At 32.7% G+C, this 20,309-nt stretch carries 19 protein-coding genes; 6 read left to right on the forward strand and 13 right to left on the reverse strand.

The window, feature by feature from the left end; genetic code table 11:
• Positions 1-3: 3 nt before the first annotated feature.
• On the reverse strand, positions 4-3,126 hold the full coding sequence (locus tag ACHRWY_RS19785) for a SusC/RagA family TonB-linked outer membrane protein (RefSeq protein ID WP_395356965.1): 3,123 nt from the start codon (positions 3,124-3,126) through the stop codon (positions 4-6).
• Between the two features lie 385 nt (positions 3,127-3,511).
• On the opposite strand from ACHRWY_RS19785, the gene ACHRWY_RS19790 reads away from it, so the two are divergent.
• Positions 3,512-4,177: a ribonuclease HII gene (locus ACHRWY_RS19790; RefSeq protein WP_395356966.1), complete on the forward strand. Its 666-nt coding sequence runs from the start codon at positions 3,512-3,514 to the stop codon at positions 4,175-4,177.
• A 72-nt stretch (positions 4,178-4,249) separates the two neighbouring features.
• Here ACHRWY_RS19790 and ACHRWY_RS19795 read toward each other — a convergent pair whose 3' ends face one another.
• The 5 genes from ACHRWY_RS19795 to ACHRWY_RS19815 form a co-directional block, all read right to left on the reverse strand.
• A complete protein-coding gene (locus ACHRWY_RS19795) occupies positions 4,250-5,101 on the reverse strand; it encodes a nuclear transport factor 2 family protein (protein WP_395356967.1) in 852 nt (283 codons plus the stop codon).
• 152 nt (positions 5,102-5,253) lie between these two features.
• Positions 5,254-5,850: an NAD(P)H-dependent oxidoreductase gene (locus ACHRWY_RS19800; RefSeq protein ID WP_395356968.1), complete on the reverse strand. Its 597-nt coding sequence runs from the start codon at positions 5,848-5,850 to the stop codon at positions 5,254-5,256.
• A gap of 80 nt (positions 5,851-5,930) precedes the next feature.
• Entirely contained in the window at positions 5,931-6,752 is an 822-nt protein-coding gene (locus ACHRWY_RS19805) for an AraC family transcriptional regulator (protein WP_395356970.1), read from the reverse strand.
• A gap of 25 nt (positions 6,753-6,777) precedes the next feature.
• A complete protein-coding gene (gene lipB, locus ACHRWY_RS19810; protein ID WP_395356972.1) occupies positions 6,778-7,476 on the reverse strand; it encodes a lipoyl(octanoyl) transferase LipB in 699 nt (232 codons plus the stop codon).
• Between the two features lie 5 nt (positions 7,477-7,481).
• Positions 7,482-8,225, reverse strand: a complete 744-nt coding sequence (locus tag ACHRWY_RS19815) for a hypothetical protein (protein WP_395356974.1) — start codon at positions 8,223-8,225, stop codon at positions 7,482-7,484.
• Between the two features lie 427 nt (positions 8,226-8,652).
• On the opposite strand from ACHRWY_RS19815, the gene lysS reads away from it, so the two are divergent.
• The 3 genes from lysS to ACHRWY_RS19830 all read left to right on the forward strand — a co-directional run bounded on the left by lysS (position 8,653) and on the right by ACHRWY_RS19830 (position 12,283).
• A complete protein-coding gene (gene lysS / locus ACHRWY_RS19820) occupies positions 8,653-10,356 on the forward strand; it encodes a lysine--tRNA ligase (protein ID WP_395356976.1) in 1,704 nt (567 codons plus the stop codon).
• Between the two features lie 86 nt (positions 10,357-10,442).
• Complete coding sequence (locus ACHRWY_RS19825; protein WP_395356978.1) at positions 10,443-11,780, forward strand: AAA family ATPase; 1,338 nt, start codon at positions 10,443-10,445, stop codon at positions 11,778-11,780.
• Positions 11,777-12,283 carry a hypothetical protein gene (locus ACHRWY_RS19830; RefSeq protein ID WP_395356980.1) on the forward strand — a complete coding sequence of 169 codons (507 nt, stop codon included), beginning with the start codon at positions 11,777-11,779 and terminating at the stop codon, positions 12,281-12,283. Before ACHRWY_RS19825 ends, ACHRWY_RS19830 begins: the two co-directional genes overlap by 4 nt.
• Before the next feature lie 51 nt (positions 12,284-12,334).
• On the opposite strand, the gene ACHRWY_RS19835 is transcribed toward ACHRWY_RS19830, so the two are convergent.
• The 4 genes from ACHRWY_RS19835 to ACHRWY_RS19850 all read right to left on the reverse strand — a co-directional run bounded on the left by ACHRWY_RS19835 (position 12,335) and on the right by ACHRWY_RS19850 (position 15,488).
• Positions 12,335-12,937: a hypothetical protein gene (locus ACHRWY_RS19835; RefSeq protein WP_395356982.1), complete on the reverse strand. Its 603-nt coding sequence runs from the start codon at positions 12,935-12,937 to the stop codon at positions 12,335-12,337.
• Between the two features lie 96 nt (positions 12,938-13,033).
• Positions 13,034-14,059: a 2-hydroxyacid dehydrogenase gene (locus ACHRWY_RS19840; protein WP_395356984.1), complete on the reverse strand. Its 1,026-nt coding sequence runs from the start codon at positions 14,057-14,059 to the stop codon at positions 13,034-13,036.
• 86 nt (positions 14,060-14,145) lie between these two features.
• Positions 14,146-14,562 carry a hypothetical protein gene (locus tag ACHRWY_RS19845; protein ID WP_395356986.1) on the reverse strand — a complete coding sequence of 139 codons (417 nt, stop codon included), beginning with the start codon at positions 14,560-14,562 and terminating at the stop codon, positions 14,146-14,148.
• Between the two features lie 2 nt (positions 14,563-14,564).
• The gene (locus ACHRWY_RS19850) at positions 14,565-15,488 is read right to left on the reverse strand and encodes a DUF4274 domain-containing protein (protein WP_395356987.1); all 924 of its coding nucleotides are present in this window, start codon (positions 15,486-15,488) and stop codon (positions 14,565-14,567) included.
• 234 nt (positions 15,489-15,722) lie between these two features.
• On the opposite strand from ACHRWY_RS19850, the gene ACHRWY_RS19855 reads away from it, so the two are divergent.
• The gene (locus ACHRWY_RS19855; protein ID WP_395356988.1) at positions 15,723-16,166 is read left to right on the forward strand and encodes a hypothetical protein; all 444 of its coding nucleotides are present in this window, start codon (positions 15,723-15,725) and stop codon (positions 16,164-16,166) included.
• Positions 16,167-16,323: 157 nt separating this feature from the next.
• A complete protein-coding gene (locus tag ACHRWY_RS19860; protein ID WP_395356990.1) occupies positions 16,324-17,064 on the forward strand; it encodes a hypothetical protein in 741 nt (246 codons plus the stop codon).
• Between the two features lie 41 nt (positions 17,065-17,105).
• Here the strand turns inward: ACHRWY_RS19860 and hemL are convergent, their stop codons facing one another.
• The 3 genes from hemL to ACHRWY_RS19875 all read right to left on the reverse strand — a co-directional run bounded on the left by hemL (position 17,106) and on the right by ACHRWY_RS19875 (position 20,307).
• Positions 17,106-18,392, reverse strand: coding sequence for a glutamate-1-semialdehyde 2,1-aminomutase (gene hemL / locus ACHRWY_RS19865; protein ID WP_395356991.1), 1,287 nt, complete (start codon positions 18,390-18,392; stop codon positions 17,106-17,108).
• 129 nt (positions 18,393-18,521) lie between these two features.
• Entirely contained in the window at positions 18,522-19,418 is an 897-nt protein-coding gene (locus ACHRWY_RS19870; RefSeq protein ID WP_395356993.1) for a glucosaminidase domain-containing protein, read from the reverse strand.
• Positions 19,411-20,307, reverse strand: coding sequence for a 1-aminocyclopropane-1-carboxylate deaminase/D-cysteine desulfhydrase (locus ACHRWY_RS19875; protein ID WP_395356994.1), 897 nt, complete (start codon positions 20,305-20,307; stop codon positions 19,411-19,413). Before ACHRWY_RS19875 ends, ACHRWY_RS19870 begins: the two co-directional genes overlap by 8 nt.
• Positions 20,308-20,309: the final 2 nt, after the last annotated feature.

Genomic DNA, 20,309 nt, shown 5'->3' on the forward strand with positions numbered 1-20,309 from the left:
TTTTTATAAACTTACATTGATTCCCATTGAGATCACTTTAGAACGTGGAGTACCGTTAATGTCTACTCCATTTGTTTCCATTTCAGGATTAATACCTTTATAGTCTGAAATTAACCAGATATTTTGTGCCTGAGCAAAAATTCTAAAGTTATCAACTCCTAATTTATCCAATACTAATTTAGGCAATGTATACCCTAAACTAATATTATCAAGTGAGATAAAATCTCCTTTTTCAACAAAACGAGAAGATGCACTTCCTGAAAGGTTTGTAAATGTATTTGAAGAAGCGTATAATCTTGGTGTCCATCCGTCTCCAGGATTATCAACACTTTGCCATCTTCCTAAAATCTCAGTTCCGTTATTGTTAAAGTTTTGGTTCATTAACTCTCTTCTTGTAGCATTGAAAATTTCATTTCCTCCACTAAATCTAACCATGAAACCAAAATCAACATTTTTATACTTCATAGTAGATGTAAATGATCCGTAATATGTTGGCAAAGTATTTCCTAAGATAGCCTTGTCAGCAGCTCCTAATGATGATGCTGCACCAGCTGCTGCTGGATTATTAGGATCAAATACAGCATAGGTTGACGTATTAATATTACCTTGTACTAAACTACCATCTGCTTTGTAATAAACAGGGTTACCATTTGCTTTGTTAACACCCCAATATTTATATCCGTATAAAGAGTTAATAGATTCACCTTGTCTGATAATAATATTTGGTGCAATGTTAGCAATATCAGTAGATGAGCCAAAAGCTGATGAACCTCCTACAATATCTTGTCCTTGAACTAAACCAGTAACAACGTTTTTAGTAAGTGTTAAGTTAGAAGAAACATCCCAAGAAAAGTTTGCTGTATTTATTGCTTTAAAACTAACAGAGAATTCGTAACCCTGGTTGTACATTTTAGCAACGTTTGAGTTAACGATACTGTTAGGAATACCTAAAGATGGAGCAACTGGAGCTGCTAAAACTAATCCATCGATATCATTTTTATAATAATCAAATGCCAAAGTCACACGATTATTAAACAATCCTAAATCTACACCAAAGTCAATTTTGTTACTTGTTTCCCATTGTAATGTTTCGTTACCAAATTGATAATAACCAAGACCATTACTAGGTCCATAAGGAGATCCAACCAAAAGACCTTTTGAAGGATAAGCCGCTGAACTCAAAATATCTACGTTACCAACTTCAGAATAAGATCCTCTTAATTTAAGATCAGAAACTGTGTTACTGATTCCTTCCATGAAACTTTCTTTAGAAACTGTCCAACCAGCTGAAACTCCAGGGAAGTTGTGGTATCTAACATCTTTCTCAAATTGAGAAATTCCGTCACGTCTTAAAGAAGCTTGTATAAAATACTTTTCTTTAAAGTTGTATGTAAAACGACCTAAGTAAGAGATAATTCCTTTTTCAGAAGCACTACCACCAGAATCTTTAGTACTATAAGTACCTGTAACTAAATTCTCATCGTAGAAATCACTTAAAATATCAGTTCCACTACCCCAGAAATTTTTAGATTTTGATTTTTGGTATTCAGCAACACCTGTTACACCAAAATTATGATCTTCAGCAAAAGTATGCTTATAGTTCAAAATATTTTGCCAGTTCCATCTCAAAAGATTTGTATTATCCTGGTATAAATATCCGTTTGTTCCACGACCATCACCGTGAATTGGATTCCAATACTGGTAACCATCTGTAATAGCATTATCACCACTTACTTGCAATTTATAACTTAAATCAGAAGTAATTTTTGCATTTGCAAATGCACTTAACAAGATTCTGGTTGTTGTTGATTTGTATTTATTATGATCAAGAACATAAAGAATATTTGTAATATTATCTCCTGCAGGATCTGTATTGTCCCATTGCCCAACAGTCGCATTATTTGCTGAAAGGTTGTAACCAGTTGGATCAAGAGCATCATAAATTGGTGTATTCGGTAATTGTCTGATTGCATTAAAAACATTCCCTGATAAACCACTTGGACTAACGTTCAATCCGTTGTATTCCGTTCTGTTTACACTTAAATTTGTACCGATACTTAACCATTTGTTAATTTCCTGGTCAATATTAGTTCTAACAGAATATTTTTTCATATCGTTAGCTAAATTGATACCATCTAAATCAGAATAACCTAAAGACAAATAGTATTTCGTTTTTTCTGAACCACCACTAAAATTAAGATTGTGCGTAATTTGTGGAGCATTTCTGAAAATTGCAGCTTGCCAGTCAGTATTGTATGCATTTCCAACAGCCCAAGGAGTTTGACCTCTATTGGTTCTTTTTTCATTAGAAATTGTCAAGAAATCAGGCGTTTGCAATAAATCATATGTTTTAGCAGCACTAGCCACACCAAAAACACTAGAATACGTTACTTTTAAAGAACCTTTTTTTCCACTTTTAGTAGTAATCAAGATAACTCCATTAGCCGCTCTGGAACCATAAATAGCTGTTGCAGCTCCATCTTTTAATACGTCAAAAGATTCGATATCTTCCGGGTTAATATCTGCTAAACCATTTGTAGAAGAAACTCCTCCAATATCACCAGAGTAGATAGGCACACCATCTACAACGATTAAAGGTTCTGTACTTCCAGAAATAGATCCAACACCTCTAATTCTAATTTTTGGAGCAACACCAAGAATACCTGTATTAGTTAATACCTGAACCCCAGTTGCTCTACCAGCTAAAACACCCTCGAAACTTGGAGTTACCAGGTTAGCAATGTCTTTTCCTGCGATTTTAGAAATAGAACCGGTTACTTCTTTTCTTTTTTGTACACCGTAACCTACAACCACAACCTCATTCATTAATTGAGCCTCAGACTCCAATTCGACATTTACTGTGTTTGATGTACCAACAGTAACTTGTTTGTTATTCATACCAACGTATGAAAATACTAACACATCTCCTGTTTTTGCTTTTACAGAATAACTTCCGTCAAAATCTGTTTGAGTATTTGCCTTTGATCCTTTCACAGCAACATTTACTCCTGGAATGACGCCTGTTTTATCAGAGACCTTTCCAGTGACAGTTCTCTCCTGAGCGAAAGAAAACTGCATAGACAACGCTACTAATAGCGTACAAATCCATTGTAATTTTAATTTCATTTTAATTTATTTTGAATTAGTATGTGGCAAACATCTTAATTATTTCTTAAAACACCAAAACTTTTTAACTTAATTTTAGTCTAAATCATTAATAATCTATTAACATCAGTCATAAAAAGGATAGAATTCATTATTTTTAATAGCTGTATTCTTTAAATTTTGCAAAAAATTCAAATTTACGTAAATTAAACACTTAACAAAATTTTAACACCGACAGTCCCTAAACCATGAACCTCATAAAAAACAATGTTAACTTTTATGAACATCATGAAATTTATATCTTTTTTTAACTTTTTGATAAATCCAAGCATATATTTCGAAAAACAGCATAAATTCTATTAAAAATTTTTACAATATTTGTCCCGTAAATACAAAAAACCAGAAAATGCTTCAAAAAAATTTCTCGGGATACCTATTAGAAACCGGAACTGATGAAGCTGGCAGGGGATGTTTGGCTGGTCCTGTTACTGCAGCAGCTGTCATTTTACCCGATAATTTTGAAAATATCCTTTTAAATGACAGTAAACAGTTGTCTGAAAAAACAAGAATGTTATTAAAACCAATAATTGAAGAACATGCATTATGTTTTTCTGTTACTCATTTACTTCCTGATGAAATTGATGAAATAAACATTCTAAATGCATCGATGAAAGGAATGCAGGAATGTATATTAAAATTAAATCAGGTTCCTGAATTTATTATTGTAGATGGTAATCGTTCACTGAATGCAAAATTAGGCCTCAAGAACACTTTTGGGAAACAGTTTTCTAATGACGAAATAACATTCTTAAAGTCTATCCCCAATCAAAGCATTATAAAAGGTGATTCTAAATTTTTAAGTATTGCTGCGGCTTCTGTTTTAGCAAAAACGTATCGCGATGAATATATGGATCAAATTCACGAAGAATTCCCGATGTACAACTGGAAACAGAATAAAGGATATCCTACTAAAGAGCATCGTGATGCCATTAGAAAATATGGCACTACTAAATATCACCGCATGAGTTTCAGACTATTGCCTGACCAACTGGAATTGAATTTTGAAGAATAACAAAGAAGGCTTATCTATTTGATAAGCCTTCTTATTTGATATCTATAATAACCAAGAGTACCGTCATCTTTATTATTTTCTGCTTTTCAGGAATTCCGCAAATTGCTTTGTGTCAAAATAAAAAGGTCTTATTGCAGTAATTTTTCCGTTTTTCAAATCAAAATGTTCTGAAACCGGCACTGAAAGGGTTTTACCAGATTTCTTTGCTTTGCATTTTATGGTAAAATAAATTATTACTTCATTTTTTGTAGCATCGCTAAAATAAACAGGCTCTTTTTCTATTTCCAAATCAAAAAATTCAGCTGACTTTGCATACATTTTAGTCCATTCATTAAATCCTCTATAAGTTCCTCCATAAGGCAAACCTTCTGCCTGACTGTAAATTGCCCCTTCTTCGATTAAATGTGCCATCGTGGTAAGATCTCGGGTCTTAAAAACGCTTTCATAATATTGTGCGACAATTTTAAAATTATCACTTTCAAGATGCTCTAAAATTTCAGCTTCCGATAAAGTTACTTCCGGGTTCCAAAACCCGATAATCTTGCTTATCTGCCCTTTTCCATTTAACCGCGCAAAATCCCGACCTCCCATTATCAATTTATTTTTTGAATCCAGAATTTTCCAGTCCCAACTTACATAGTTGTCTTTTACCACTTTTGAACCCGATGTTAATAGAGCATCCGGAAATTTTTTATAAAATTCATTTATAACATTATTCAATGCCACTATACCTTTTACAGAGGCCGAAGGATCTTCAAAAGTACTGTCATCGAGCCAGATTGTTTTTAGTATTTTTAATCTTGCATCACTGTTGTGCTCTGACCATGCTTTTTCATAAATCGCAATTGGAGTTAATTTATCCTTCTTTTGAGCAAAAAGACTGTTAAGCATAAAAAGGAAGCAAATAAAGTAGATTTTTCTCATAAGTTCTTAAATTAAATTTAGTTAAAGCTTTTATTAAAAGTATACAACCAAATTTAGAATAAAAAACTTATAAAACTACAACATCTCTGCAATTTGACACCTGATATTTTAATTAATCATTTTGTATTTTAGTAATCTTATTTCAAATGAATTCAAACAACAGAGACCTCATCGGTTGATTTAAAAACAGTTTGAATTTGACTCTTCCACTCTGAAACATTTTCTTCAGAAGCCTTATCGGCCTTGTCAAAATAAAAATGTTTTTTGATTTCTAGTCCGCAATAATTAAAAATTCCGAAATCTGAAGTTAATCCCAAAGCTTTGTCCATTCCCACTGCTTTATATTCTGCGTTTGATTTTCCGTGTGAATTAATGATTATAGTATGTTTTCCGGTCAACAAACCTTTTTGAATACCCTTATCGTATCGATACGCAAATCCGTAGCTAAAAACACGATCAATATAGCCTTTCATTATCGCGGGCATCCCCGTCCACCAAATTGGATAAATAAAAATAATCTGATCAGCCCAGGTAATAAAATCTTGTTCTGTTTTAACATCAGCTGCAACTTGCCCCATTCGTTGTCCGTGCATATCTTCCAGAGACAAAACCGGATTAAAATTGATTTCGTTTAGATCACGAACGATAATATCCTGTCCGGATTCCTGAAGACTTTCAACTACAGTTTGTCTCAAGAAATGATTTAAACTAGCTGAATTTGGGTGTGCGTAAATAATTAAATTTTTCATGTTTTCTATTTTTAAGATTGAACATGACAAATGTAGCCCCCAAGTTTCAGCAGCAATTGTAAGAAAACGAAAACCAATTTTTAATAGGCTTTTGAGCTGCAAATATCGTTTTGAAATTGGAGGAATTTTGTTGGAGAAATATTCATATAATATTTAAAGTCGTGTATGAGCTGGCTCTGATCATAATAACCACATTGATCCACTATAAAAATCCAATCTATTTTAGCTGAAGTAACTGCACTTTTTTGAATCAAGCCAACTGCTTTAAAAAAACGCTCGTAGCGACTGATTTCTTTAATGGTGTAACCAAAAAACTTCTTTTGATTGAGTTGAACATTTCTCTCTGTCTGATTTATTTTTGAAGCTATTGCCTTAATAGGATTCAAAGCTTCTTCTTTAAACTCTGCCAACAGTGTCGATATAGCATTTTGTTCACGTAAATAAGGCTTACAGAATTCTAAGATATAAGCAACACGTTCTTTGGTATCGGACAACTTTTTAAGTTCTTCCCATAAAACAGAAAAACAATTATCAGGAATTAAAGCATCCGGATGAATGGGTAAAGAATGCGTTAAAAGTACATTACCAAAGAATCTGTAAAAAGCATCTTCTTTAAAATTAGCTACTAAAATTTCAGATTTGGGTTCTAGTGTATACTCAAACGCTTGTTTTATAGGTCCTAAAACCATGCATTTTTCTACTTTGAGAAGATTGTTCTGATATGACCTGAATGAGGAATTTGCCCCAAAATTAAATACTAAAATGGTTTGAAAACCAGGCAATAATGTTTTGGTAACAGGGTATCCCGATTTGTTTTCGGCAAAATAAAAATGAGAAAAAACAGTATTAAATGCTGAAGGAACTTCAATTCTGTAATTGTTATTTTCTTCAGCATTTCTCATACTATGTATATTACTTTTGAAGCTGTTAAATAAATTCGGCTTCGAATAACTGTGTCAAATGTTTGACTATTTTTGCTTTAACTTCAGTTTCATCTACTCTTTCTACACCAAGTTCTACTTGCAATGAGGTAACTCCTTTTCCGCGAATGCCACAAGGAATAATATTATCGAAATAACCTAAATCTACATTTACATTCAGAGCAAACCCGTGCATGGTTACCCAACGTGAGGCACGTACACCAAGCGCACATATTTTACGTGCAAACGGCGTTCCTACATCGAGCCACACTCCTGTTTCGCCTTCACTTCGTCCGCATTTTAAACCGTATTCTTCTAAAGTAAGAATAATAGATTCTTCCAGAAAACGCAAATATTTATGAATATCGGTAAAGAAATTTTCTAAATCCAAAATAGGATAACCTACGATTTGTCCCGGGCCGTGATAAGTAATATCACCACCCCGATTGATTTTATAAAAGGTTGCCCCTTTGGCTTCGAGTTGTTTTTCATTTAACAACAAGTTTTCCAGATCACCACTTTTACCTAAAGTATAAACATGTGGGTGTTCTACAAACAGCAAATAATTTGGTGTCTCTAAATCAAGTTCTTCTCTTCTGTTTTTGATTTTTAAGTCGACTATAGCTTTAAAAAGTTCTTCCTGATATTCCCAGGTCGATTTATAATCTCTACTTCCTAAATCCTGAAGTTGAATTTTTTTGTTCATTTTAATTATTTTTCAAACTCTACATCGAAGTTGAGTTTGTCAGGATTCTCCATATAATCCGTAAAAGGGTATTGAATTGTAATTGATTTTCTGTCCTCACTAAACAAAGCATTTGGGTTTGAAACTTTTTTGATTCGTTTAGGAAAATGATATTTTATAATATAATTGGAAGAAGCAAAAATCATTTTAGACATATCTGCTGTAGAATCTTTCGCTTTTGCCGCTAATTTTTGTTTATCGATTACTGCTTTACGCGTAAATTTCTTTCCGTCGTAGGTATAACTTAATTTACTGTTGTTATCTCCTAACCCTTTTGCAAAAGGTGTTGAGCTATTTGCTCCTCCTTCTAATTTTTGAAGTGCACTCAGGGATTGCAATGCATCTTGTAATTCATTTACATTTTTAAAATCAGTAGAAATTGACATTAAAAACTCCTTTTTCTCTCCATTCATTTTGGTACTCACTACAAAGTTCTCAAGCTTTTTAAGTTCTTTTTGAGCTTCAGGAGATAATTTTGCAATACTGTCTTTTTTTTGTTCAAATAATTGTTTGAAGGTAAAGGTAGAATCGATATTCTTTTTAGCATCAGCTCCCATTTGATCTCCTGCCATTGCCATCAAAGACGAACCATCCATATCAATAGAAAACTTTCCGGTTCCGTTATCGTTTACATAAATATTTTCGGTTAAGGTGCAACTCGTTAGTGTTGCTAACAAAAAAGAAAAACTAAGTAGTTTGTATAATTTCATAAGACTAATTTTTCATCAAATATACGAAGACTATTTTTAATTGTTTAATCATATTATTGTTTGTATTTATGATTGCTGTTCTCTTTTTTGTCATCCTGCAAAACGAAGGATCATACCCGAAATGCTGTAAAGAATGCTAATAATTATTTTCGTCCAACTAGTGCGATCCTTCGTTCCTCAGGATAACAATATTGTGGAAAGACTTATATAGACCCCAACCAAAAATACCTTTTAAAAACTAAAACTTCTACTCTAGCCCCGATAGCAGTGGTATCCTTTTTTGCTTTTTCTGCAAAAAAGATACAAGCGGATAGCGGGACAAAAGGTCTTTGAAATGCAATAAATTACTGCTACAAAAAATCTAAAAACTGCATTCTAAAATCTACATTCTTTTCTTTATCTTTGCACACTTAAAAAAGAGCACAAAATGGCATTATCAGAACAAGAAATCATCCGAAGAGAAAAACTTCAAAACTTACGCAACTTAGGAATCAATCCTTATCCGGCTAATCTTTTTCCTGTAAATCATACTTCGAAGCAAATTAAGGAGTCGTTTGAAGAAGGTAAGAAGGTAATCGTTGCGGGACGTTTGATGAGTGTTAAAGATCACGGAAAAGCTTCTTTTGCTGAATTGCAGGATAGCGAAGGACGTATACAATTGTACGTGAATCGCGATGTTTTGTGTGAAGGTGATGATAAAACTTTATACAATACTGTATTTAAAAAACTAACTGATTTAGGCGACTTTATTGGTATTGAAGGAGAATTATTTATCACACAAGTTGGAGCACAATGTATTCGTGTAGAAAAATTTACTTTTTTAAGCAAAACGCTTCGCCCGCTGCCTTTACCAAAGGTTGATCAAGATGGAAACGTGCATGATGCTTTTAATGATCCTGAATTACGCTACAGAATGCGTTATGTAGATTTAACAGTGAATCCGCAAGTAAAGGAAAACTTTATCAAACGTACGAAGTTGTATACTGCAATGCGCGGTTATTTTAACGATGCAGGATATCTTGAAGTGGAGACTCCGGTTTTACAATCGATTCCTGGTGGAGCTGCGGCACGTCCGTTTATTACACACCATAATTCGCTTGATATTCCGCTTTACATGCGTATTGCAAACGAATTGTATTTAAAAAGATTAATTGTTGGTGGATTTGAAGGTGTTTATGAATTCTCGAAAAACTTTAGAAATGAAGGTATGGACAGAACGCATAATCCTGAATTTACCGCAATGGAAATATATGTAGCCTACAAAGACTACAACTGGATGATGGAATTTGCTGAAGGCTTATTAGAGCATTGTGCAATTGCTGTAAACGGAACCAGTGAAGTTACTTTTGGTGAACACCAAATTAACTTTAAAGCACCGTATGCCCGTGTTACCATGACAGATTCTATCAAACATTTTACAGGTTTTGATATTTCAGGTAAAACGGAAGAGGAATTGTTTGACGCTGCCAGAGGTATGGGAATTGACGTTGATAATACAATGGGTAAAGGGAAACTGATTGATGAGATTTTTGGAGCGAAATGTGAAGGAAATTATATTCAGCCTACTTTCATCACGGATTATCCTAAAGAAATGTCGCCTTTATGTAAAGAACACCGCGATAATCCGGAACTTACTGAACGTTTTGAATTAATGGTTTGTGGTAAAGAAATTGCAAATGCATACTCTGAATTGAACGACCCTATCGATCAGCGTGAGCGTTTTGAAGACCAAATGCGTTTGGCTGAAAAAGGTGATGATGAAGCTAACGGCGTTATCGATGAAGATTTCTTAAGAGCATTAGAATACGGTATGCCTCCAACATCAGGAATGGGAATTGGAATGGATCGTTTGATTATGTACTTAACAAATAACGCATCGATTCAGGAAGTTTTATTGTTCCCGCAAATGCGTCCGGAGAAAAAACAAGCGTCAATAGAACTTTCTGACGAAGAGAAATTTATCGTAGATCTATTAAAAGGAAATGAAAATAAAATGGATCTTCAGCAATTAAAAATTACTGCAAATTTAAGCGGTAAAAAATGGGATGCGTCTATGAAAAATTTATCTAAACACGGCTTGACTAAAGTGGCTGTTGAAGGTGAGTTTAAGTTTGTAGAATTGGTGGAATAATTTCCTTTAAAAACATATTAAATTAAAAAGGAGCTTTTATTGAAGCTCCTTTTTCTTATATAAAAATTTTCCTTAATTTTGAAAACATGGAAAGAGCAAAACTTATTGTTAAAAATTTCGGGCCTTTAAAAGATATTGAAATCGAAGTTAGAGAAATGGTTACTTTTATTGGTGCGCAAGCTTCTGGAAAAAGTACTTTGGCTAAATTAATTTCGATATTTGAAGATGATGATTTTAGAAGAAATTCAGAAACCACATTTGAATCAGAATTACGTAAGTATAATATTTATTCATACTTAAATCAAAACACATTCATTCAGTACAAAAACAGCGAATTTGTTTACCCATTTACGTTAAGATTTTCATCTGGAAAATTTGAGAAACAAACTATTCCTAATATAATAGAACTATTTAGAGGAATTAAAAAAGAAGATATTCCTAAAATCAAATTTAAAACAATTAAAAATTTTAAATTTTTAACAAAAGGAAGTATAGATCATTCTAAATTAAATGACATAAATTTTAAGATAAAAATTCTTAATCTTTTCCCTGAAAATGAACAAAAAACTAAATTTAAAAATTATTATTTTAATCAAAAAAACAAGGATTTTTTTACAGAAGATTTAGTAGATGAAATTTTAGAAATTTTAGATAAAGAAAAAAATTTTGAGAATTATTTAGAACTTTATGAAACATTAGTAAATATATTCTCAAATATATTTTTATACGATTCTATATATATTCCAACAGAAAGAAATATTCTACATATTATTTCTACAAATACATTAGGTTTGATAAACAATAATATTCAAATTCCCAAATATTTATTAAATAGTGGTCAAGAATATGAAAAAGCTATTAATACTGTAAATGAGCTATCATTGAGCATAATTGATAAAAAAATCAAATATAAAAGAGAGGGCCAAAATTCATTTATTTATCACAATGAAACTGAAAAAGTTAATCTATTAGAATCTGCATCAGGCCTACAATCAATAATTCCAATTCTTCTTTTAGTTGAGTATTCAAAATCATTGAAAGAAAAGTACAATTTCAATTTTGTTGTTGAAGAACCAGAATTGAATTTATATCCAAAAGCACAACATGAATTAATTAAATATTTAGTTAAAAATTGCTTATTTGACAGGAAGAATTTAATTCTTACTACTCATAGTCCTTTTGTTTTGGCATCTGTAAATAATTTATTATTAGCATATAATAAGGGACAAAAATATCCAAAAGAAGCAAATAAAATTATAAAAAAAGAATCTTGGATAGACCCAAAAAACTTTATTGCTTATGAATTAAAAAATGGAAAAGCAAAATTAATAATGAATGATAAATTAGGTCAAATTGCAGATAATATGATTGACTCGGTTTCTGACACTTTTGTTGACGAATTTGATAAATTATTAGATTTATGAGTTGCGAAGAGTTATTAGCGAATTTTCCTGATCTAAAAAAAGATGTTTGCTACAAAATATTAGAAAATCATATTTATTATCTTGAAGAAATTAAAGATTCAACAGTTCAATTAAAAACTGAAGAGGAATACTGGAATCTCTGTTTAGATAACGAAAAATTAAAGAAGATTTTGTTTCTAGAAAACGAATATTCAATAATGAAAAATGAAGACACAAAAAAGTGTGATTGGGTAATATATGAGAACAAAAACATCCATTTTATTGAATCAAAAGATGTCAAACCTAGAAATAGAAATAAAGAAAGAAAAGATGCAACTAAACAGTTAATCACAACAATCGAATTTTATAAGTGTAAGATAGAACTAGATTCAATTAACATTTTCTCTCAAATCTGTTTTCAATCCAAATCAAAAATAGTTAAAGCTGGAGATCAGGCTAGAAAGGTTTTATTTAAGCAATATAATTCAGAATTCTCTGAAGGTAATTTAATTAAATTCGAGTGATAATAAAAACCCGACAAATTTTCAAAAATTTGTCGGGTTTTTTATTTTATCCTAAAACGAATACTTCTCTAATTTCTTCCCTTGAATATCCAAAACCTTCGTGTTTTCTTTAGGAATATCGCCTTTCCAAACTTCCTGAACGGATGGATTGGAAGGATATTTACCGTTTTTCATTTTTAAAACATGAAATTTTCCTCCAGTCTCAAATATAAGATCATAAAATTTTTCAGTCGGTGATGTTGTAACTAAAATTGGAAAATCGGTTACAGTAAACTTGTTGATTACACTTCCGTCATTGTTTAGAATATATCCTGTGCAGCCTCCGCTTCCGCAGAAATAAGGGTTAGCGAAACCAACGAAATATTCGTTTTTCTGATCATTGTTCAAATCGAAAGCATCGTAATAAAAGAACCGGTCGTCTTTTGTCATTGCCTGCAGCTCTGCCTTTAACAGAACATTCAATTGTTTGCGAATCAGCTCGACTGCTTTATCATCTTTTACAGGAGCATCGCTAACATCGGCAGTTCCTGCAACTGTTTTTGACAAAGTATCTTCGGCAATTGTTTTGATTATACTTTTGTCGTCCGTTTTATCTTTATTTTGGCATGAAATCATTCCCAGAATCATAACTACCACTAAAATTTTATTTTTCATACTTATTATTTTTTATATGTTTAAACACAGCGAATATTCGATGAGAAAAACCTAACAGGTTTTAAAAACCTGTTAGGTTTGCCAATCTAATTCATTTTAAACCAGCAAAGCTGCTTTGTTTTCTATAGCATTAGTGGTCAGCAAAGATTTTATATTATTGAAGGTTACTAAAGCAATCTGTGTTAAAGCTTCATTGGTAAAAAAGGCCTGATGCGCGGTTACCAAAACATTCGGAAAGCTCATTAAACGCTGAATCGCATCGTCCTGGATAATATCAGCTGAAAGATCTCTGAAGAATAATTTTTCTTCCTGTTCGTAAACATCAATTCCGAGATATCCTATTTTACCTTCTTTCAAGCCTTCGATTACACAAGCTGTTTCTATTAATCCGCCACGGCTTGTATTGATAATCATAACGCTGTCTTTCATCAAAGCAATTGACTTGCTATTAATGATATGTTTGGTTTGTTCGTTTAAAGGGCAATGCAATGAAATAATGTCACTCGATTTAAAAATCTCTTCAAGGGATACGAATTTTACTCCGTCTTTTTCCATTTCCGGATTTGCGACAATATCATAGGCCAAAACTTTGCATCCAAAACCTAAAGCAATTTTTGCAAAAGCTTTCCCGATATTTCCTGTTCCAATAATTCCGATTGTTTTTCCGAATAAATCAAAACCTAATAATCCGTTTAACGAAAAGTTTTGTTCACGAACTCTATTGTATGCCTTGTGTGTTTTTCTGTTTAAGGTCAAAATCATCGCAATTGCATGTTCTGCAACCGCCTGAGGAGAATATGCCGGTACCCGACATACTTTTATATTATGCTTTTTTGCTGCTTCCAGATCGACGTTATTAAAGCCGGCACAGCGTAAAGCAATAATTTTCACATTCTTTTCTGCCAATTGTTTGATCACCGCTTCATTCACAATATCATTTACAAAAACACAAACTATAGAGGCATTTTCGATTAGAATTACAGTTTGAGGATTCAGTTGGGTTTCAAAAAAATCCAATTCAAAACCAAAATCTTCATTGTATTTATTAAAGAAAGACTTGTCGTAAGGCTGCGTCGAAAAAAAGGCAATTTTATTAGTGTTTGATGTGGTATTTAAACTCATGATTGTTTATTTTGGGTTTTAACTTCTGCTTTTACTAAAGTACGCAATTAATTCTGAAGTAAATTTCTGACCATGAGAAAATCAACTTATTTTAGATATTCTTTACCATACGCTATAACAGACCCATCTTTTGGACGCAGTCCGGAAACATCAAAACCTAAACTCATTAGTATCTCTAAACCATCAATAGGTTCTACTTTGTTTTGACCATTCCAGCCAATCTTCAAACCATACAAAATGCATTCTCTAATATATTTAGGTCTGTTTAAATTGACAAATTCTTCTTTTTTAGCACCTATTTTAGTTAGGTTTACACCAGTATTTAAGGGATTCCCAGCATACAAATCTTCCCATGTAATACAATTAATTTTTAATGGGGTTTGTTTAAAATCTTTTAAGAATATTATTATTTCAAATGTCGTTATTTCTGTATTAAGTCCAAATCCAGTAGTGCTTTTGTATAGATAAACATTATCTTCAACTGTAATTTTTCTTAATGCCATGACTATTCTTTAAACTTCAAATGATCTGTACTAAAAAGCAAACCAATGCCGCTGTAAGGATCTCTCTTCAAGTCATAAAAATCATTTACACCTGCCAAATCTTTATATAAATCTGAGATTATCGAAGTTGGCTGAAATCCGTCTATAGTATGGTTTATAATAGTATCTGCCAAACACGTTAATTCTTTTGTGCTATTTGTAACTCCTACATTATTTCCGGTTTCCCAATCCCAAATAATCCAGTCCCAATGGTGTTTTTTATGAACACAATCCATCCATAAATAAGAGAGGTTCTTAATTTTTATTTTTCCTAATTCTTTCGTTTTCCAATATTCAACGCTTTCAATTATAGCGTTAATGGCATCATCTGTTTCATCATAAACAAAATCAGGATTTGAAATTTGAATCATTTTTATAGCATCTGCTATCTTCGTACTAATTGTTTTTAGCTCTTTTTCGGTGGGATTTCTTAAAAAAGCAAACTCAATATCCAATCGTTCAAAAAGACTTCCCTCTGACGGCGTAAGCATTTCTTCGGAAATACATTTTGTATTGGAATTCTGCCCTAAAAACTCTTCCTTTGGATCAAAAGAATAATTTTTATCTACATAAAAACCAGAAACATATCTTTCTTCAATTTCTTTTATTATTTCATAAGTCTCATAATTGATATCTTCTTTGATTTCCTCTTCGTTTTTGAATTTACAGAAATAATCCGGCTGCAACATCCAATACAGGCAAAGCGCTGTTCCTTTATCCAGATATTTTTGTTTGATAATCCATTTAAAAGGTTCGAGTCCGTCATCATAATTCCAATGCTGTACAAACTGATGTAATTCCGCAGCAGTTAATTTCTGATAAGACATCTCATTATTTATGGCTTTAAGAACGTGGTTTTTATTTTTCTTATTAAATAAATCTTGCATATTTTTTTCTGTAATTCTATTTTAAAACTGTCAAAACACCACAAATTTAAAAAAATATTCTTACAAAAATGATGATCTGGCATAATTAGAACAATCAAAATGCTATTATAAATCAACAGACAATATCCCAAAACATTTTTTTGTTTTGTTAAATAAACTATAATTCTGATTATCAGATTAAACCTATTGAATTGGGTAAAGTCTAATTAGCATAACAATTAAAAAACGTACCTCATGAAAAAATTATTTATCGCAGCTTTGTTATTCGTTGGAGTAGCAAGTTTTGCACAAGAAGCAGATCAGAAACCTTCACGCGAACCAAGAGAAAGACTAACTCCCGAGCAGCGTAATGACAAACAATTAAAGAAACTGACTTCTGATTTAAATTTAGATGCAAATCAACAAACACAAGTAAAGCAGCTCTTAGCTGACAGAAGTGCCAAAGCAGAACAATTTAGAGAAGCACGTCAAGTAAAAAAAGACGGAAATGTAAAACCTACTGCTGAAGAAAGAGAAGCTTTTAAAAAACAAATGACAGATGAAAAAAATGCTAATGAGGCAAAAATGAAAGCGATCCTAAATGCAGATCAATACAAAAAATGGACTTCTATTCAGGAAGAAAATAAAGACAAAGCAAGAGAAAAAATGAAAGAATATCGTAAAGAAAAAAATGAATAATAACATTGAAAGAGGTCTTAAGGTCTCTTTTTTATTTTTTAATAATATTATGTTTTCATTAATACTATCTGTTAATTAAAAGGTAAATCTGACAAGTTCGTTAAACTTAGCAAAGTTATTGAAGTCTAACTCATATAAACCTTAAAGAAAACGAATTATGAAAAAATTATTTATAGCAGCTTTATTATTCGTAGGAATAGTAAGTTTTGCTCAGGACATCAATCAGAAACCTGCACGTGATCAAAGAGAAAAATTAACTCCGGAACAACGTAATGAAAAACATTTACAAAAGTTAACTTCTGAATTGAGTTTAGATAAGAAACAACAAGATCAGGTAAAACAATTACTGGCAGAAAGAAGTGCTAAAGCCGAAAAGTTTAAAGATTCAAGAAAAGACAGTAAAACAAATCCTACTGCTGCAGAAAAAGAAGCTTTTAAAAAACAGATAGAAACTGAAAAAGCAGCAAACGATGCTAAAATGAAAGCGATCCTAAACGCAGATCAGTACACAAAATGGACTGCCCTTAAAAAAGATCATGAAGGTAAAGGTCATCATAAAGGACACGGAGATCATAAAACTCCACAAGAACGCGATCAGGCTCATTTGCAAAAATTAACAACTGACCTAAATTTAAGTGCTGATCAGCAAAAACAAGTTGGCGAACTTTTATCTGACAGAAGTACTAAAATGGAAATGCTTAAAAAAAGCAGAAAAGATACTGGTGTAGCACCAACTGATGCTGAGAAAAAAGCCATGAAAAAACAAATGGAAGAAGATCACAAAGCAACAGATGCTAAAATGAAATCTATTTTGAATGCGGATCAATATAAAAAATGGACAGCAATTCAAAAAGAACATAAAGACAAAATGAAAGATCACCGAAAAGATAAAATGTAATTGAGATCAAAAAAAAGAGGCTTTAAGCCTCTTTTTATATATTAAAATGTTTTTGAAACTTTGTCAATCGCATTAATAGTGAAATCTAAATCTTCATAGGTCAATGCATCTGTTATAAACCAGGTCTCATACGCTGATGGTGCAATGTAAACGCCTTCGTTTAATAAGCCATGAAAGAATTTCTTAAACGTTTCATTATCTCCTTTTGCAGCCGTTTGAAAATCAACAACCGGATTAGCATCAAAATGAACCGAAATCATAGAACCTACTCTATTGATAGTAAAAACAACCTTATTTGCTTTTAAAACCCTGTCAATTCCAGTTTCTAAATAAGCTGTTTTTTCTTCTAAACGGGTAAATATTTCCCGATCATTGTCTAATGCTTGTAACATCGCTAATCCTGCAGCCATCGCTAACGGATTTCCGGATAAGGTTCCTGCCTGATAAACAGGTCCAAGCGGCGCTAAATAATTCATGATTTCTTCGCGTGCAGCAAAAGCACCAACAGGTAAACCTCCACCAATTACTTTTCCGAAAGTGACAATATCAGCGTTGATATTATACAATTCCTGAACTCCTCCGCGAGCCAGACGGAAACCCGTCATTACCTCATCAAAGATTAATAAAATTCCGTTTTCGGTACACAATGCTCTTAAACCTTCTAAGAAACCTTTTTGAGGCGGGATACAACCCATATTTCCTGCAACTGCTTCGATAATAATCGCCGCAATCTCCCCTTTATTGGCTTCGATCAGGGTTTTTACATTCTCTAAATCATTGTATTTCGCCAACAAAGTGTCTTTTGCTGTTCCTTCTGTAACTCCGGGACTGTTTGGAGAACCAAAAGTTACGGCTCCACTTCCTGCCTGAATCAAAAACGAATCTGAATGTCCGTGATAGCAACCTGCAAATTTTATTATTTTATCTCTTTTTGTAAATCCGCGAGCCAGACGAATCGCACTCATACACGCTTCTGTACCAGAATTTACAAATCGTATTTTATCAATATTCGGAACCATAGAAACCGCTAAAGCTGCGATTTGAGTTTCCAGTTCTGTTGGCATTCCAAATGAAGTTCCCAGTTTTGCTTTTTCAATTACGGCATCAACAACCGGCTGATACGCATGACCTAAAATCATTGGCCCCCAGGAGTTGATATAATCTATTAATTTATTTCCGTCCTCATCATACAAATAAGCACCTTTGGCACTTTTTACAAAAATAGGTGTTCCACCAACCGCTTTAAAGGCTCTAACTGGTGAATTTACTCCTCCCGGAATTACTTTTTCTGCTTCAGCAAAAAGCTGACTACTTCTTTTATAGATCATTTTATTTTTAGATTGTTAGATGTTAGATTGTTAGACTTCTTAAATTTCAAGAAAACTAATCTAATACCTATTTATAATTTTATTTTAGCTTCAAACTACAAAACGTAAGAATGGAATAGTAATTTACAATTATTTCACCTTCAGCCTCTGCCCAATCGAAATGGCATTGTCTGACAGATTGTTTTTTCGTTTTAAATCATCAACCAATACGTTGAATTTTTTTGAAATCGAATACAATGTATCTCCTTGCTGTACTTCGTATAAATTAGGATCGTTCGAATTAGAATTTGATAAACTTTTAGCCGGAGTTGAAGAATTTTTAACTGTAGTCGGTTTCTCAAAAGGCTTATAAGTTCTTCCGGTAACCTGGCAATCGTATTGATGCAGATTGTATCTTTCGATATAACTTATTAATTTGTCCGGATAATTTGGGTCTGTCGCATAACCTGCTGCCCTTAATCCTTTTGCCCAGGCTTTATAATCGTCTTTCTCGTAAGTAAACAAAGTGGCGTATCTGTTTTTTCCAACCAGAAACAAAGCGTGATCTCTATAAGATTCAGCAGCTTCAGGATATTTCCTAAAACATTCCTGGGCCGAATCATCATCATGGCGAACACTTTCACCTAACCAGTCTTTGTGACATTTAATTCCGAAATGATTGTTTGCTTCTACTGCCAAATCACCTTTTCCCGCACCGGATTCCAGAATTCCCTGTGCCAGAATAATACTTGCAGGAATACCATATTTCTGCATATTTCCCATTGCAATATCTTTGAATTGCAAAATATAATTATTGATTAAATCGCTGGTGACAACTGTTTTTGAAGTCGATTGAATTACCTCAGTTGTGTTATTTGTAGAAGGATAATTTTTACCAATTGGTTTAACGGGAGTCGTTTTTTTAGTCGTCGCCACTCGTGGTTTCTGAACCGCTGCTGCCTTCCTGGTCGTTGCAATAGTTGGTTTGCTGGATGAACAACTTGCCAAAACTATTATAGTAAAGAGCAATACAATTTTTTTAATCATTGTTTTTAAGTATTGGTAATTTTTTCTGCTTCAACTTTATATTCATTCCTTCAATTCCCTGTAATCCGCCGGTATGAATGAGTATTATTTTTGAATGCGCAGGAAAATAATTTTTGCTGATTAAATCTATAACGCCAAAAACCATCTTCCCCGTATAAATTGGATCTAAGGGCACTTTTGTTTCTTTAAAAAAAGTATTAATGAATTCGATTAATTCTAAATTTATCTTGCCATAACCTCCAAAATGATAGTCAGAAATTAAATTCCAGTTATCTTGTTTTGCAAAAATACGAATTTCATCGGTTAAAAAGTCACCTTTTAACGCCGGAAACCCTAAAATTTTCTGATTTGGCAATGCACTATTTATCAATCCTGCAATTGTACCGCCCGTTCCAACAGCGCAACAAACATAATTAAAAGCTGCATCTTCATCAGTTAAAATCTCTTCACAGCCTTTTACAGCCAATTCGTTTGTTCCGCCCTCGGGAACTAAATAAAAATCGCCATACTTCTCTTTCCGTTTTTCTAAAAATGATCCTTCATTTTTTAAACGATATTCTTCTCGTGAAACGAATTCAAATTGCATTCCATTTTCCTGAGCGAATTTTAAAGTTGGATTTTCTTCAATCTTACCCAAAAGTTCATCTCCGCGAATAATGCCAATCGTTTTAAACCCTTGTTCTTTTCCTGCATACGCGACCGCAGCAATATGATTCGAGAATGCTCCGCCAAAAGTTAATAGGGTATCTTTTTTTTCGGTTTTCGCCTGAAGCAGGTTGTATTTTAATTTTCTGAATTTATTTCCGGATACAAACGGATGAATCAAATCTTCCCGTTTTATGGTTAAAGAAATATCGTTTGGGAAATGAATAGGAATGGGTTGATTCAAAA

Source organism: Flavobacterium sp. FlaQc-48, assembly GCF_044007335.1.
Classification (GTDB): Bacteria; Bacteroidota; Bacteroidia; order Flavobacteriales; family Flavobacteriaceae; genus Flavobacterium.

Bases quoted from the DNA above. Each gene is read 5' to 3' on its own strand.
- ACHRWY_RS19785 (WP_395356965.1), bottom strand. From the start codon at position 3,126: ATGAAATTAAAATTACAATGGATTTGTACGCTATTAGTAGCGTTGTCT.
- ACHRWY_RS19790 (WP_395356966.1), top strand. From the start codon at position 3,512: ATGCTTCAAAAAAATTTCTCGGGATACCTATTAGAAACCGGAACTGAT.
- ACHRWY_RS19795 (WP_395356967.1), bottom strand. From the start codon at position 5,101: ATGAGAAAAATCTACTTTATTTGCTTCCTTTTTATGCTTAACAGTCTT.
- ACHRWY_RS19800 (WP_395356968.1), bottom strand. From the start codon at position 5,850: ATGAAAAATTTAATTATTTACGCACACCCAAATTCAGCTAGTTTAAAT.
- ACHRWY_RS19805 (WP_395356970.1), bottom strand. From the start codon at position 6,752: ATGAGAAATGCTGAAGAAAATAACAATTACAGAATTGAAGTTCCTTCA.
- lipB (WP_395356972.1), bottom strand. From the start codon at position 7,476: ATGAACAAAAAAATTCAACTTCAGGATTTAGGAAGTAGAGATTATAAA.
- ACHRWY_RS19815 (WP_395356974.1), bottom strand. From the start codon at position 8,225: ATGAAATTATACAAACTACTTAGTTTTTCTTTTTTGTTAGCAACACTA.
- lysS (WP_395356976.1), top strand. From the start codon at position 8,653: ATGGCATTATCAGAACAAGAAATCATCCGAAGAGAAAAACTTCAAAAC.
- ACHRWY_RS19825 (WP_395356978.1), top strand. From the start codon at position 10,443: ATGGAAAGAGCAAAACTTATTGTTAAAAATTTCGGGCCTTTAAAAGAT.
- ACHRWY_RS19830 (WP_395356980.1), top strand. From the start codon at position 11,777: ATGAGTTGCGAAGAGTTATTAGCGAATTTTCCTGATCTAAAAAAAGAT.
- ACHRWY_RS19835 (WP_395356982.1), bottom strand. From the start codon at position 12,937: ATGAAAAATAAAATTTTAGTGGTAGTTATGATTCTGGGAATGATTTCA.
- ACHRWY_RS19840 (WP_395356984.1), bottom strand. From the start codon at position 14,059: ATGAGTTTAAATACCACATCAAACACTAATAAAATTGCCTTTTTTTCG.
- ACHRWY_RS19845 (WP_395356986.1), bottom strand. From the start codon at position 14,562: ATGGCATTAAGAAAAATTACAGTTGAAGATAATGTTTATCTATACAAA.
- ACHRWY_RS19850 (WP_395356987.1), bottom strand. From the start codon at position 15,488: ATGCAAGATTTATTTAATAAGAAAAATAAAAACCACGTTCTTAAAGCC.
- ACHRWY_RS19855 (WP_395356988.1), top strand. From the start codon at position 15,723: ATGAAAAAATTATTTATCGCAGCTTTGTTATTCGTTGGAGTAGCAAGT.
- ACHRWY_RS19860 (WP_395356990.1), top strand. From the start codon at position 16,324: ATGAAAAAATTATTTATAGCAGCTTTATTATTCGTAGGAATAGTAAGT.
- hemL (WP_395356991.1), bottom strand. From the start codon at position 18,392: ATGATCTATAAAAGAAGTAGTCAGCTTTTTGCTGAAGCAGAAAAAGTA.
- ACHRWY_RS19870 (WP_395356993.1), bottom strand. From the start codon at position 19,418: ATGATTAAAAAAATTGTATTGCTCTTTACTATAATAGTTTTGGCAAGT.